The sequence below is a fragment of the Acinetobacter seifertii genome (assembly GCF_016064815.1).
GTDB classification, from domain to species: Bacteria; Pseudomonadota; Gammaproteobacteria; order Pseudomonadales; family Moraxellaceae; genus Acinetobacter; species Acinetobacter seifertii.
On sequence record NZ_CP065820.1, the window covers coordinates 1,310,938 to 1,325,425 of the forward strand.

The window sequence follows — 14,488 nt, forward strand, 5'->3', positions numbered from 1 at the left end:
CTTACAGCCATATTGCCTAACAAATCAAAGCAGACTATTGTTATACTCTCGTTTAAAAGATGATTTTACTGAGGCTGCATTCCAATGATCAACGATGATCAAAACAAAACGACTTCTCTTAGTTTAGAACAAATTCGCGAAGATATTGATAGTGTTGATCAACAGATTCAAGAATTATTAAATCGCCGCGCAAGCCTTGCTGAAGCTGTTGCTAAAGCTAAATTTGCTTCCGAAGAGAATCCTTTGTTTTATCGTCCTGAACGTGAAGCACAAGTCTTACGTAAAGTGATGGAGCGTAACCAAGGTCCTTTGTCTGATGTCACCATGGCGCGTCTGTTCCGTGAAATTATGTCGGCTTGCCTTGCTTTAGAAGCGCCGCAAAGTATTGCATTTTTAGGACCAGAAGGTACTTTTACTCAATCTGCTGTGCTTAAGCATTTTGGTAAGGATGCAGTTGTCCGTCCATTACCAACTATTGATGAAGTGTTCCGTGAAGTGGAAGCGGGTAGTGCACATTACGGTGTGGTCCCAGTTGAAAACTCATCTGAAGGTATTGTGAACCATACTTTAGATTGTTTTAAAACATCTAACTTAAATGTGATTGGTGAAGTTGAATTGCGTATTCATCATCAATTTTTGGTCTCTGAAAATACACGTAAAGACAGCATTAAACAGATTTATGCTCACCAGCAAACTTTGGCCCAATGTCGTCAGTGGTTAGACGCGCATTATCCGGGTGTTGAACGTGTTGCCTTAAACTCAAATGCAGAAGCTGCACGCCGTATTCGCAACGAATGGCATTCAGCAGCAATTGCATCTGATATTGCAGCAGGTATGTATAACCTTGAAATCTTACATAGCAATATTGAAGATAACCCGGAAAATACCACTCGTTTCTTAGTCATTGGTCGTGAAAAAATTCCACAAAGCGGTAATGATAAAACATCGTTATTGATCTCAGCACATGACCGTGCAGGTGCTTTATTAGAAATTTTAGCACCGTTTGCAAAACATAATATCAGCTTAACGAGTATTGAGACTCGCCCAGCGCTACCTGAAAAATGGGCCTATGTATTCTTTATCGATTTAGAAGGTCATATTGATCAAGAGAACGTTGCTGCGGCAATCAATGATATTCGTCCAATGGTAAAAGAGCTTCGTATTCTAGGTTCTTATCCTGCTGCTGTTCTCTAATCACTCATGTTGGAATAATGGCATGTATCCAAATAGAGCATGTCATTATGCTTAAAAATAAATTGCTCAGAGGTTTAAATCACTTTGAGCAAAAACAAAGTTGAAGTTATGTCACAACCCCTATTTAAAAAAGTTGCATTTATTGGTTTAGGACTCATCGGGTCGAGTTTGGCGCGTGTTATTTTTGCAGAAAAATTGGCGACAACAGTTGTTGCATCCACACGCTCACAGAAAACTTTAGAAGATGCAAAATCACTTGGCTTAATACAAGAAGGTTTTTCCGATCCTGTAGAAGCTGTGAAAGGGGCCGATTTAGTTGTTTTAGCCTTGCCAGTGCGTGCTACACAAAAAGTGCTTGAGCAAATTAAACCGTATTTGTCAGAAACTACGATTGTAACTGACGTGGGTAGTACAAAAGGTAATGTCGTTGATGCAGCAAAAGCTGTATTTGGTGAAGACTTACCTGTAGGTTTTGTGCCGGGACATCCTATTGCTGGTAGTGAGCACACAGGTGTTCATGCAGGTAAGGTTGATCTATTTGCAAATCATAAAGTGATTTTAACGCCGTTGCCAACAAGTGCAGAATGGGCTGTTGATAAACTGATTCAACTATGGTCGGCTGCTAAAGCTGAAGTGATTTGTATGGATGTTGCCAAGCACGATGAGGTATTGGCACATACGAGTCATTTACCGCACTTAATGGCATTTAATTTGGTTGAGCAACTTGCAAACCGTGAAGATAATCTTGATATTTTCCGTTATGCAGCTGGTGGCTTTCGTGATTTCTCACGGATTGCAGCCAGTGATCCTCAAATGTGGCATGACATTTTCTTTGCCAATAAAACAGCGATCTTAAATGCTGTCGATGGCTTCGAAAAGCAACTTACAGTACTTAGAAAATTGATTGAAAACGAAGACTCTCATGCATTAATGGGGTTACTCGGCCATGCTCAGGCAGCACGTCAGCATTTCAATCATATGTTAGCCAAAAAACCTTTAATGGAGAAAAATAAGGTGACACAGCAATTCAGTATCTTACCGGGAAATAAGGCCTTTAAAGGTAAATTTACCGTACCGGGTGACAAATCTGTGTCACATCGCTCCATTATGTTTGGTGCTATTGCCGAAGGCACTACTCATGTAACTGGCTTCCTTGAGGGCGAAGATGCTTTGGCAACTTTGCAAGCTTTCCGTGATATGGGGGTAAGCATTGAAGGCCCTAAAAATGGTGAAGTGACCATCCATGGCGTAGGCATGCATGGTTTAAAAGCGCCAGCAAGTGCATTGTATATGGGTAACTCTGGTACAAGCATGCGTTTGCTTTCAGGTATGTTATCAGCGCAAAAATTTGATTCAGTGATGACAGGTGATGCATCACTTTCTAAGCGTCCAATGGAGCGTATTGCTAAGCCATTACGTTTAATGGGTGCGCAAATTCAGACTACAGGTGAGAAAGGTACACCACCTGTAAGTATTACAGGTAGCCAGCAATTAAAAGGTATTCAATACGATTTACCTATGGCATCTGCTCAGGTGAAATCAGGTATTTTACTTGCTGGTTTGTGGGCTGAAGGCGAAACTTCGGTAACTGAACCAGAACCAACTCGTGACCACACAGAGCGCATGCTTCGTGCATTTGGTTATGAAGTTAAAACTGAAGGCAACAAGATTTCACTCGTTGGTGGCGGAAAATTAGTAGGTACTGATATTCAAGTTCCATCTGATATTTCATCTGCTGCTTTCTTTATGGTGGGGGCTGCAATTACTGAAGGTTCTGATGTTGTTTTGGAAGCTGTAGGTATTAACCCAACACGTACTGGTGTAATTGAAATTTTAAAACAGATGGGTGCAGATCTGACTGTTGAAAATGAACGTATTGCTGGTGGCGAACCTATTGCTGATATTCATATTAAAGGCTCACGCACGCTTAAAGGCATTCATATGCCTGAAGACCAAGTACCTTTAGCAATCGATGAATTCCCAGCTTTATTTATTGCAGCGGCTTGTGCCGAAGGCCAAACAGTATTAACTGGTGCGGCAGAACTTCGCGTGAAAGAATCTGACCGTATTCAGGTGATGGCAGATGGCTTAAAAATCATGGGTATTGACTGTACGCCAACTGAAGATGGCATCATTATCGAAGGTAAAGGCAAATCTGGCGATTGGTCACCAATCTTCGCTGGCGGTGAAATTGAATCACACCACGACCACCGTATTGCTATGAGTTTTAGTATGGCAGGTCTTCGTAATTCTGGTCCGATTACAATTCATGGTACTGAAACCGTTGCTACAAGTTTCCCAACTTTCACTGAGTTGGCGAATCGTGCAGGTTTAACTATAGAAGTTAGCCAATAACTTTTTACCTAACACATTTTATAATTGCTAACACAATAGCAACGGCAGCAGCGAGCTAAAAGCTTGGCTGCTGTTTGTTTATTGCTTATGCTAAGTGCAGATAATGATAATAGTGTTAGGACAAAGGATGAAAAAATTACAATTTATTGCCAGTTGCCCACAACATGGGGTGCTTGATCATCCACCAAATGAATGCCATATCACTCAAGAATATGTAGCGGCTTTATTATTTAAACAATTGGGGCATTATGGTTTCGATGCACAGCATATTGTGCATGAACATGAAAAGGTAGAAGTGAGTATTGATAATCATCTTTTACCTTTGTCTATTACTTGTCAAAAAACAGACCATGATGGACACCTGATGTGTGAAATTTCTGCCAATCCAGATGAAGAACAAGACTGGTTTGAGAAAATTGAAACACAAAGCATTATTCGCCAGCTTGCACAGGCCGTTGAAAATAGTTTGAAAGCTGATCAGAGTTTTTCCCAATTTGTTTGGAAGTCTTGATCAATTAAATATATTTTATGAAGTAAGGGTGAACATATTTGTTCACCCTTTTTATTTATTAATATTGATAAGAATTATTTATTTTTGTAGTGACATTATTTAATAAAAATTAACAAACGAAAAAATAATATTGTTTGAATTTTGAACTAATTTTCTATTAATTTAAAAATGCTTTTTAACAAAGAACTACTCAATTTCCTCTTCTTATTTATATTATTTTACAGAGAATTAACATGAACATAATTTCCAGTAATTATTCAAAAGGCTTTGGTATATTGATTATCTCCTTATTATCAGCGTGTAATAGTGATGATAAAGATACGACCATAAACTCAACAAACCAGAAGTTGCTAGAAGGAACAATTACTTCTTTAGAGAATCTTAAGCAAAATCTAGTATGGCAAGAAAATCAGTGTGATAGTGTCTATTCTAAAGTGATCAGTGAGGCAGCAATTGCTCAAAAATCAGCGGCAGAACTAAGAGCCAATATCACTAGTTCAAATAATTTAGGAGTTTTTCTTGATAATCAAATTATCCCGAAACTAGCTCAGCTTACCGATGAGTCGACTGTATTAAGAGCGAGGTGTAATGCTCCAGACTATGATGGAACAGGCGTAAGCATTGAACGACCTGCCATGCTAAGGGAAATGTTAAGTGAATGGCAAGGAACAATTAATTTATTAATTCGTCAAATCAATAACCCACCAAATATGAATCCTGAAATTAAATTAGCGTCATTAACCAACACGAATATTAATCAATCCACTCTAGCAAAGTCTAAATTCAAAGATTGTTCAGATAGTTTTTGTCCAGAAATGACGGTTATTCCAGCTGGTAGCTTTTTAATGGGTGGAAATATAAATGAGCAAGAGCAACAAAATGTACCGGCTCAATCTCGACCATACGAATTACCTCAGCACTTAGTACAAGTCGAAAAACCATTTGCAATGTCAACTTATGAAACAACAATTGCTGAGTTTCAGGCTTTCCAAAAAGAAACTGGCTGGGAAGTCGAGGGGTGTCGTAATTGGGAAACACGCAATGGGGTCTTCAATATGTGGTATCGAGATGATTTAAATCCGAATAATTCGGGTATGAATCAAACACCTCAGGATCCTGTTGTATGTGTACGCCGTGAAGATGGAAGAGAATTTGCGAAATGGTTATCTAAAAAAACAGGTCAGACCTACCGTTTACCAACAGAAGTTGAGTGGGAATATGCGGCGCGTGCTGGAACGACAACAGCATATTATTGGGGAGATGACCTTAATCTTGACCAAGCTTGTAAATATGCAAATGTATTAGATCCATCTACAGCGGCAGCATTACCCCAAACCAGTGGTTGGAGTCTATTTAAATGCACGGATGGTTATGCATTTACGTCACCAGTCGGAAAGTTTTTACCAAACAATTTTGGTTTATATGATATGAGTGCCAACGCACGAGAATGGGTGGATGACTGCTGGCATTCAAATTATGAAAATGCTCCTAGTGTGAATCGTCGCTGGGGTGAAGAAAATAATGGACAGTGTAATTTCCCAGTTTTACGTGGAGGGGCATGGATATATAACACTTATAACGTGCGAACTGCTTATCGTAATGCGTATGTGACTTCACAAGCTCGTTCAATTATGTGGGGATTCCGTTTGGTTCGTGAAATTTAGCTTTGATTTTTATACCTAATATATTCTACATTTAAAGTCATTTTTTAATTTATCAGCGTCGATTTTAATAAAAAGCTAAAACTGCGCTGATAAATTCTTATCTTTCAATAAACCTACGTTTATTAAGAATATTTGTGAGAGTATAAATATATGGTGCCATTTGATTTTTCGAACTTATCTCCTCAAGTGGTTTGGCAGCATTTTCAAACACTTTGCACTATTCCACGTCCCTCAAAGCACGAACAGCAGCTTCGTGAGTTTTTAAGAAACTGGGCTGAAAGTCGTAATTTAGAAACTTACGTAGATGAAGTTGGTAATTTAATTATCTGTAAGAATGCGACCGCGGGTAAAGAACATGTGTCTGGCGTTATTCTTCAAGGCCACTTAGATATGGTCACACAAGCTAACACTGGCACAGTACATGATTTCTTTAAAGACCCGATTTGTCCAGTCCTTGAAGATGGCTGGTTAATTGCTAAAGATACTACTTTAGGTGCCGATAATGGCATTGGTGTGGCTTTAGCTTTGGCAGTTTTAGATTCAAATGATATTGCTCATGGGCCAATTGAAGTTCTCTTAACAGTCGATGAAGAAGCGGGGATGAGTGGTGCGCGACTTTTACAGGCAGGTGTACTAAAAGGGAAATGGTTATTTAATATTGATACAGAAGAATGGGGCGAGTTATATCTCGGATGTGCTGGCAGTATTGATGTTGAAGTAGAGCAGCCGCTTAGTTATGAACCAATCCCTGAAAATTTGAATATTATGAATATTCAGGTAGCTGGTCTTAAAGGTGGTCACTCTGGCGTAGATATTCATTTAGGACGTGGCAATGCTAACGTTATTTTGGCTCGCTTTTTAAATCAATATTTAGGCTCACTTGGTGGGCATCTTGTTGAGTTTACAGGTGGCACGGCGCGTAATGCTTTACCAAGAGAAGCTGTAGCGACTATTGCAATTTCGCCTAATCAGTTATCAAACCTAGAAAAATTACTCGATGAATATCAAACAGCATGGAAAAAACAGCTACAAGGTATTGATGACAATCTGCAATTAATTATTCAGCCTAATAGTGCTGAAGTGAAGGAAGTAATTACTCAACAACAGCAAAACGAGTGGTTACAAGCTTTAGCAACAAGTCCTTATGGCGTTGCAAGTATGAGTCAAGCTCTCCCAGATGTGGTTGAGACTTCAAATAATATTGGAGTGGTGAGACTAAATAGAGAAGGCGGAAAAGCTGTTTTAATGGTTCGCTCAATGGTGAACCAAGAAGCTCAAGATTTTGCAGAAAAAATTCAGGCACATTTTAGTCAATTTAATATCGCCTCTATACTCACACCCTTAGTTTCAGGTTGGACACCAAACCCTGACTCGGCTGCTCTAAAGTGCTTACAACAAGCCTATCAAAATGCATTTAATATTGAGCCAAATCTTAAAGTGATTCATGCGGGTTTAGAATGTGGGATTATTGCTGAACATTACCCACATTTACAGATGGTTTCGTTTGGACCAGATATTCAAGGGGCGCATGCGCCGGGCGAACGAGTAAAAGTAGATACTGTAGAGAAATGCTGGAAGCTACTGGTAACCGCTTTGGCATCTGTAGAGTAATTTTTTAAGAAATAAGAAGCTCAGTTATGAGCTTCTTAAATTTTAACCTTTACATGAAAATGATCTGGATTTAACTCAACAAACTCGATTTCACAATCAATAAATTTTTCAATCATGGCCGCTTGAGTACGAGTGTGTTCGCTAATACATTGTGCGGTGAATTCACCCCCTTGACCTAATGTCAAAGGTAGCAGTAACTGGTCTGCCAAATATTCATCTACAACAGCCTGCGAAGATAAATATAGCTTTACATCTTTTGCTAAATGATCAGCTATTTGCTCTGCACTTTTGCTCTTCTCACCTAAAGCCGTAAACAGTTGAGTGTGATATTGATGAGTAACTTTCACATACACTGTATTGCCTTGGCTAATTCCATTTAAATGAAATTGCTGCTGAGAGCTTAAGTTTAGCTTTTTACTTAATGTGGTTAATTCACGTTGTGCAATTTGTGCTTCTTCTGAAAGATTTAATACTGCTGCAAAAGCCTCATTGCTTTGTAAAACACCACGATCTAATAAATTTAGCTTGTTTCGATTTTGCCATGGCTGAATGGTAACTTGAATTTCACCCGCACCAATTGGAAAGAAGCCAGCTTTATTTAATTTAAAATTTGCGTTAATTCCAATCTTCGCTAGAGCAGGTAAAAAGCAGTGTTCAATAAAATCTGCTGTTGGTGCAAGTGGGTTATGTGTACCGCCTGAAATGGTGAGTTCGCTAGCTTCATTTTGTAATAACAAAACAGGTAGAAGCGTTTGTAAAACCAGTGTTGTACTACCCGCTGAACCAATGTGAAATTGATATTTACCACTTTGAACATGCTGAGGTGCGAAATATAAACGCTGGCTATGTAGTTCAGCGCCTTCCACATAAGCTTGGCTAATTTGTTGAGATGCCTGTACACAAACTAAATGTTGACGCATTAGCCCTGGTTTTTTACGTCCTGCACGTATATTAATTAATTCAAACGGTTGGCTTGTAATCATTGAAAGCGCAAGGGCAGTTCTTAAAATTTGTCCACCACCTTCACCTTGTGAACCATCAATTTGAATGGCTTTTGGCATATTTGCCAAAACTGTATTCACTTCTATTTTCCTTATTTTCTAATTTAATGAACATACTGTCAGTACATGGTAATGCGAAGTAACGCGTGACTTTGCTTTTGACAAAGGTTTGCTAGGTGCATAGTGCTGAGCCTGATAAGTGAATATCGATGCACGGCTCACATGCTGCCATAGCCGCCTGAATTATTTTCAATCCCTCAGATCGGAGTAATGCAGGATCTTGTACTCGCCCAGTATGTCCAAACTTTGATTGTGAAAATGATTTCACAAAATCTATTGTTTAATCGATTAGATCAATTTGCCAATTAGCAGCCTGAATTTTAACGTTTAAATCAAGGAGTTTCGCACTGATGTCATCCGCCTGCTTTTGTAAGCTAGAAACAGGAATGACTTTCTTCCACTTAATTTCACGTGAGCTATAACGATCAGGTTCTCGATGCGTATTGGCAATCGCATCGATTAAAATCTTATGCTGTTCAGCATAACTATCGCGCAAGCTTAATAGAGACAATAATACTTTGCCATCTTCCAGTTTTGCTTGTGCATTGGTCAAATGAATACGACAAATCAATTGATTGCTTTCCTGAGTTAAAGCAAATACTTGTTTGATGAGTTCATTTGGATCTTCACTAGGTTCATCACCGTCTTGTACCAATACATTGGCATTGATTCGTTGTTTTAACGAAGCGAGTTTTTTTTGTTGATCGCTTCGAAGTAAAAGTGCTTCTGCGAGTTTCATTTTATTTACCTTTTATTCAACATGTACAATTACTAAGTTCGAAATATCTTCTAATTGCATAGTAATTTTTGCACATTCAGTAATGTCTTCTAACGTTTCATCTTCATGCCAAGTTGTCATAAAACAATGATCGATTGGTGGTTGATAGTTATAAAGAACTAGATAGTTTTCATCTAGGACATCATCCCAAATAGAACACTCATATCCTGTAACCATCACTTGAATACAATGTTTGGAATAGACAATCTGTTCACAAATCCAATTACGCCATTCAGGCAGAATTTGAGTACTTTCCACCACTAAGATGATGTAATAGGGCTGCTCAGGCAGAATCAGATGCTTTTCTTCATTTGCTTTGATTCTATAACTTCGAATGTCTAAACAATCTTTTTCCATGATTAACCTTTAACACACACCACTTGTCGTAAGGTATATACCACTTCAACCAAATCACTTTGTGCTTTCATTACATCTTCAATCGGTTTATATGCCGATGGAATTTCATCAATAACAGCAGCATCTTTACGGCATTCCACACCTTCAGTTTGTGCAATCTGATCTTCAACAGTAAAACGTCGTTTTGCTTCAGTACGGCTCATAACACGGCCTGCACCATGCGAACATGAACAGAAAGATTCCTGATTTCCAAGTCCACGGACAATAAATGACTTCGCACCCATTGAACCTGGAATAATTCCGTATTCACCTAGACGCGCACGGACTGCACCCTTACGAGTGACCATTACTTCTTCACCGTAGTGTTCTTCCTTTTCCACATAGTTATGGTGACAATTCACTGCTTCCAAACGTGCCTGAAAAGGCTTTGGTACAATCGTAGCCAAGGCTTTAATCGCAGATTGCATCATGATTTCTCGGTTCTTCATCGCAAAGCGTTGAGCCCAACCTACAGCAAACCAGTAATCATCAAAATGTTCAGTTCCTTCAACTAGGTATGCTAAATCTTTATTTGGTAAGTTAATGAAATGCTTCTGCATGTCTTTACGTGCAAGTTCGATAAAATGGTTACCGATAGCATTTCCTACACCACGAGAACCTGAATGCAACATAATCCAGACATGATCATGCTCATCTAAACAGATTTCAACAAAGTGGTTTCCAGTACCTAAAGTTCCCAAGTGCTTGCGATTATTGGTGTTTTTTAAACGTGGATGTTTTGCACAAATGTATTCAAAATCTGCAACCAGATCAGCCCAAGCTTGATCTACCATTTCTGGTGGAGTTTCCCATGAACCACGATCACGTCCGCGCTTAGTCATTCCATGGGGAATTAATCGTTCAAGTTCAGTACGTAGAGCATGTAAGTTATCTGGTAAATCTGAAGCAGTTAAGCTTGTACGAGTTGCCATCATTCCACAACCAATATCTACACCCACAGCAGCAGGAATAATTGCCCCTTTGGTTGGAATTACGCTACCAATAGTTGCTCCTAAACCGAAGTGTACATCTGGCATTACAGCCATCCATTTATAAATAAAAGGCATTTGAGCTGTTTGTAATAATTGTTGTTTTGAGTTGTCATCAACAAGCACGCCTTTAGTCCACATTTTGACTGGCATACTTTTTCCATTTTGCAGAACTTCATAAGAACGTTGTTGCTGCTTTTGTTCAAACTGAGCTTGTTGTTTAATTTCTTCAATGACAGACATTTTCTTTTCCTTTCAAAGCCTGCCTGCCAAGCGTTTGCAGGCAGGTGTTATTTACAATATCCGAATGATGTTGTGTGCTTTGTACTATTGCACTGAGTGTGCCAACTTTTTTTAAAACTAGTAAATTAAAATCCAAGATATTGAAAATAATAAATAAAAATAATTTTAATCTATATCTAGTAAATTTTATTGATGGTTTCTGATGTTAAAAATATATCCAAAAATATATTTAAATATATTTTTGGATATATGTATTTAATGGGTCTTCCCGTTTTTATCGACTTTTAAAAGCTGTCCAGCTTCATTTAAAGTAAATTCATCAAAATCATTTGCTAAATAAAAATGACCTTTATAAAACTGACGAACTTCTTCAGTAATAGCTTGTTGCCCAACTTTATCCTGATGTCTGGGGCTAAAATGCGTCAGAATTAAATTGCTTAAAGATTGCCGTTCTGCAAATTCAGCCACCATTTTTGCTGAGCTATGCATTGGACCTTTGCCGACTTTATCTAAAACCGTTTGCAAGTAAGTTGATTCGTGAATAAGGAGTTGAGCATCTTTGCAAGCGTCAACTAATAATTCTGGTTGGTCATTATCACCACCTATAATTGCATGAACTTGTTGATTTTGAATTTTGATAAAGTCTTGAGCTTTTAAGGTTTGTCCTTCAAATTCAATATTGTAGCCTCGTTTCAAATGGCCCCACATATCGCCTTGAGGTACGCCAAGCTGAGTTAGAGCTTGGGTATCTAACTTCTTCTGAATAGATTTGATATAAATGCTAAAAGCAAAACTTGGAACACGATGGCTTAGTGGATGTGCTTGAACAATGAATTCGTCAGTGATTTGTTGTGGCTGCATTGCTTCATTCACATCAATAAATTGAAGGGAATAGGGTAAATGTAAATCTGTAAGTTCGGCAGTGATTTCAAACCATTGCTGAATTTCTTTCGGTGCAATCACGATTAAGGGTTTGCTACGGGCATTCATGCCTGCACTTGCCAATAAACCAACTAAACCATAACAATGGTCGCCGTGAACATGTGTAATACAAATGGCAACTAGGTTTTGTAGTGAAAGTTTAGCTTGTTGAATACGGTGCTGTGTCCCTTCACCAGCATCAATTAAAATCCAGTCCTTATTTTTGCTGTTACGAACTGCTAATCCTGAAACATTACGTGTCAGGGTCGGTACACCTGAAGATGTGCCTAAAAAAGTAAAATGAAGCATATTCTTGGAATTTTTTGGTCAAATGCGTATTGTATATTATAGACACTTATAAAATTTTATAGAAATTATGGCGGATGCAAAGAAAACAGTCGTTATTGGCTTTGTCGGTTCTACACTTGACCAGGGAAGAAGGCCAGATCGTTGGCAGCGTTGGCGTCCTACACTTAGCCTGTTAATGCATGAAGATTTGCTTGTAGATGAATTGGTACTTCTACATGATCGACAGCATCATAATTTAGTTAAATCTATAGCAGCAGATGCTAAAGAGATTTCTCCACAAACTGAGGTTTCTGGACATAAGGTCAGTATTAAAGATCCTTGGGATTTTGCTGAAGTTTATGGTGCACTCTATGATTTTGTAAAAACGTATCCGTTTGATGTCGAAAAAAATAACTATTTATTGCATATCACTACAGGAACGCATGTTGCTCAAATTTGTTGGTACTTATTGGTAGATGCACATTATTTGCCAGCTCAACTCATTCAAAGTTCACCTAACCAACACAAGACATCAGAAGGTGAATATAGAATTATTGACTTGGACTTGTCTCGATACGATGTTTTAAAACAGCGTTTCGATGATGAACAAAAACAAAATTGGCAACAACTTAAAGCCAATATTTCTACTCATAATAAAGCGTTTAATCAGCTTATTGAGGAAGTTGAATTAGTTGCAACTCGCTCTAGTGCACCTATTTTAATTATGGGGGCAACAGGGGTTGGTAAGTCTCATTTGGCAAAACAAATTTTTCAGTTAAAGAAAGATAAATTTCAATTAAGCGGTCGTTTTATTGATGTTAACTGTGCAACCTTACGTGGTGATAGTGCCATGTCGACCTTATTTGGTCATATAAAAGGTGCATTTACAGGCGCAGCTGCCTCTCGTGCTGGTTTATTAAAAAGTGCTGACCAAGGCATTTTGTTTTTAGATGAAATTGGTGAATTGGGACTTGATGAACAAGCTATGCTGCTAAAAGCGCTAGAAGACAAAAGCTTTTTTCCTGTTGGAAGTGATAAGGAAATTCAGGCCGATTTTCAGCTAATAGCGGGTACTAATCGTGATTTGCGCAATGAAGTTCAAGCGGGCCGTTTTCGTGAAGATTTATGGGCTCGTTTGAATACTTGGACGTTCTTTTTACCCAATTTAAAAGACCGTGTAGAAGATATTGCACCCAATATTGATTTTGAGCTACAGCGTTTTGCTGCAATTCATCAAAGACAATTACGTTTTCAACGTGATGCATTAGAAACATATTTAAAGTTTGCTAAATCGGCAGATGCATCATGGCAAGGAAATTTTAGAGATTTAGCAGCGAGCGTAACTCGTTTGGCAACTTTATCTCAAGGTGAGTTAATTCGTCGTGAGGCTGTAGAAAAAGAAATTCAGCGCCTAAAGCAACTTTGGCTTATTCAGGGTGAATCTTACAATGATAAAAATACAGATATTTTGTTGAGCTATTTGGATTCTGAACAAATAGAGCAAATAGATGAATTTGATCAGATTCAATTACGAGGTGTGCTCAAAGTCTGTGAAAATTCAAAATCAATGGCAGAGGCGGGAAGACAACTCTTTTCGGTATCTCGCCAACAACGTAATACAACAAATGATAGCGACCGAGTGAAAAAATATTTAGCGCGTTTTGGGTTAAGTTGGAATAATTTTCAATAATGACATGGCTTAAAAATGATGGGCATACTCTCAAGTTATGCCCATCAAGTACACTTTATTTCATGATAATAAAGCGTGTAATGATTTGACGAAGCTGTTTTAAATAACCTGTAAAGAAGTGATTAGCGCCCGGTAAAATCGTAATTGGATGCTTCTGCGGTTTTGCCCATGCAATAGCATCTGAAAGTAAGGTAATATCATCTTGCTCACCATGAATGAGTAGAATATCACCTTGAATTTCAGGTGTTTTATAGTGACGTAATCCCACTACAGTCGCTGTTGGTAAACCACATAAAATTAGCTGTACTGGCTGTAATTCAGGGCTAAGCTGCGCATAACATTTTGCCAAAACGTGTGAACCGAAGCTAAAACCGCCTGCATAGAATGGTAAGCCTTCATGAAGCTTACGAACGTGTTCAATCACAGCTAAAATATCTTCGGTTTCGCCATGGCCTTCATCATGAACACCTTCACTGCCACCTAAACCACGGAAACTAGGACGGTAAACAATACAACCATATTCATTAAAGATTTGGGTTAAAAGAGCAGGGACTTTATGTTGAGGAGTTCCACCTTGCAATGGGTGCGGATGGCAAACAACCGCAAAGCCTTTGATTTCACCTTCAGGGCGGTCTACAAAAAGTTCAATTTTACCTACTGGACCCTGAATGAAAATTTGCTCAGACATATAAGAATCGATAAATAACAATACGTATTTCTATTTTACCGATAGTCGTCATTGAAAACACGAGTTAGCATTAAAAAATATCTACTGTTATAGTTGGTA

The 14,488-nt window shown here is 38.4% G+C and carries 12 protein-coding genes; 6 read left to right on the forward strand and 6 right to left on the reverse strand.

Annotated elements, in window-relative coordinates; all coding sequences use genetic code 11:
- Positions 1-84: 84 nt before the first annotated feature.
- The 5 genes from pheA to I8T81_RS06185 all read left to right on the forward strand — a co-directional run bounded on the left by pheA (position 85) and on the right by I8T81_RS06185 (position 7,335).
- Positions 85-1,194, forward strand: a complete 1,110-nt coding sequence (gene pheA / locus I8T81_RS06165) for a prephenate dehydratase (RefSeq protein ID WP_002049199.1) — start codon at positions 85-87, stop codon at positions 1,192-1,194.
- A 108-nt stretch (positions 1,195-1,302) separates the two neighbouring features.
- A complete protein-coding gene (locus I8T81_RS06170) occupies positions 1,303-3,549 on the forward strand; it encodes a bifunctional prephenate dehydrogenase/3-phosphoshikimate 1-carboxyvinyltransferase (protein ID WP_174736617.1) in 2,247 nt (748 codons plus the stop codon).
- A gap of 127 nt (positions 3,550-3,676) precedes the next feature.
- A complete protein-coding gene (locus I8T81_RS06175; protein WP_004700537.1) occupies positions 3,677-4,060 on the forward strand; it encodes a hypothetical protein in 384 nt (127 codons plus the stop codon).
- A 233-nt stretch (positions 4,061-4,293) separates the two neighbouring features.
- Entirely contained in the window at positions 4,294-5,724 is a 1,431-nt protein-coding gene (locus I8T81_RS06180; protein ID WP_171257453.1) for a formylglycine-generating enzyme family protein, read from the forward strand.
- Positions 5,725-5,874: 150 nt separating this feature from the next.
- Complete coding sequence (locus tag I8T81_RS06185; RefSeq protein WP_198072368.1) at positions 5,875-7,335, forward strand: aminoacyl-histidine dipeptidase; 1,461 nt, start codon at positions 5,875-5,877, stop codon at positions 7,333-7,335.
- Positions 7,336-7,370: 35 nt separating this feature from the next.
- Here I8T81_RS06185 and rtcA read toward each other — a convergent pair whose 3' ends face one another.
- From rtcA to I8T81_RS06210, 5 genes are all read right to left on the reverse strand, one after another.
- Positions 7,371-8,417 (reverse strand): RNA 3'-terminal phosphate cyclase, encoded by a 1,047-nt coding sequence (gene rtcA / locus I8T81_RS06190; RefSeq protein ID WP_198072369.1) that lies wholly within the window; start codon positions 8,415-8,417, stop codon positions 7,371-7,373.
- A gap of 259 nt (positions 8,418-8,676) precedes the next feature.
- Positions 8,677-9,135: a DIP1984 family protein gene (locus tag I8T81_RS06195; protein WP_198072370.1), complete on the reverse strand. Its 459-nt coding sequence runs from the start codon at positions 9,133-9,135 to the stop codon at positions 8,677-8,679.
- 12 nt (positions 9,136-9,147) lie between these two features.
- On the reverse strand, positions 9,148-9,531 hold the full coding sequence (locus I8T81_RS06200) for a DUF7684 family protein (protein WP_198072371.1): 384 nt from the start codon (positions 9,529-9,531) through the stop codon (positions 9,148-9,150).
- Positions 9,532-9,533: 2 nt separating this feature from the next.
- A complete protein-coding gene (locus tag I8T81_RS06205; protein ID WP_198072372.1) occupies positions 9,534-10,802 on the reverse strand; it encodes an RtcB family protein in 1,269 nt (422 codons plus the stop codon).
- 255 nt (positions 10,803-11,057) lie between these two features.
- A complete protein-coding gene (locus I8T81_RS06210; RefSeq protein ID WP_198072373.1) occupies positions 11,058-12,032 on the reverse strand; it encodes a ribonuclease Z in 975 nt (324 codons plus the stop codon).
- A 67-nt stretch (positions 12,033-12,099) separates the two neighbouring features.
- Here I8T81_RS06210 and rtcR point away from each other — a divergent pair, with 67 nt between their 5' ends.
- A complete protein-coding gene (gene rtcR, locus I8T81_RS06215) occupies positions 12,100-13,701 on the forward strand; it encodes an RNA repair transcriptional activator RtcR (protein ID WP_198072374.1) in 1,602 nt (533 codons plus the stop codon).
- Positions 13,702-13,756: 55 nt separating this feature from the next.
- Here rtcR and I8T81_RS06220 read toward each other — a convergent pair whose 3' ends face one another.
- Complete coding sequence (locus I8T81_RS06220) at positions 13,757-14,389, reverse strand: alpha/beta hydrolase (RefSeq protein WP_019457113.1); 633 nt, start codon at positions 14,387-14,389, stop codon at positions 13,757-13,759.
- Positions 14,390-14,488 lie beyond the last annotated feature (99 nt).

What these genes read in the sequence shown, in the direction of transcription:
- I8T81_RS06170 (WP_174736617.1), top strand. Translation starts at nt 1,303, where the DNA reads ATGTCACAACCCCTATTTAAAAAAGTTGCATTTATTGGTTTAGGACTC.
- I8T81_RS06200 (WP_198072371.1), bottom strand. Translation starts at nt 9,531, where the DNA reads ATGGAAAAAGATTGTTTAGACATTCGAAGTTATAGAATCAAAGCAAAT.
- pheA (WP_002049199.1), top strand. Translation starts at nt 85, where the DNA reads ATGATCAACGATGATCAAAACAAAACGACTTCTCTTAGTTTAGAACAA.
- I8T81_RS06175 (WP_004700537.1), top strand. Translation starts at nt 3,677, where the DNA reads ATGAAAAAATTACAATTTATTGCCAGTTGCCCACAACATGGGGTGCTT.
- I8T81_RS06205 (WP_198072372.1), bottom strand. Translation starts at nt 10,802, where the DNA reads ATGTCTGTCATTGAAGAAATTAAACAACAAGCTCAGTTTGAACAAAAG.
- I8T81_RS06185 (WP_198072368.1), top strand. Translation starts at nt 5,875, where the DNA reads ATGGTGCCATTTGATTTTTCGAACTTATCTCCTCAAGTGGTTTGGCAG.
- I8T81_RS06195 (WP_198072370.1), bottom strand. Translation starts at nt 9,135, where the DNA reads ATGAAACTCGCAGAAGCACTTTTACTTCGAAGCGATCAACAAAAAAAA.
- rtcR (WP_198072374.1), top strand. Translation starts at nt 12,100, where the DNA reads ATGGCGGATGCAAAGAAAACAGTCGTTATTGGCTTTGTCGGTTCTACA.
- I8T81_RS06220 (WP_019457113.1), bottom strand. Translation starts at nt 14,389, where the DNA reads ATGTCTGAGCAAATTTTCATTCAGGGTCCAGTAGGTAAAATTGAACTT.
- I8T81_RS06180 (WP_171257453.1), top strand. Translation starts at nt 4,294, where the DNA reads ATGAACATAATTTCCAGTAATTATTCAAAAGGCTTTGGTATATTGATT.
- I8T81_RS06210 (WP_198072373.1), bottom strand. Translation starts at nt 12,032, where the DNA reads ATGCTTCATTTTACTTTTTTAGGCACATCTTCAGGTGTACCGACCCTG.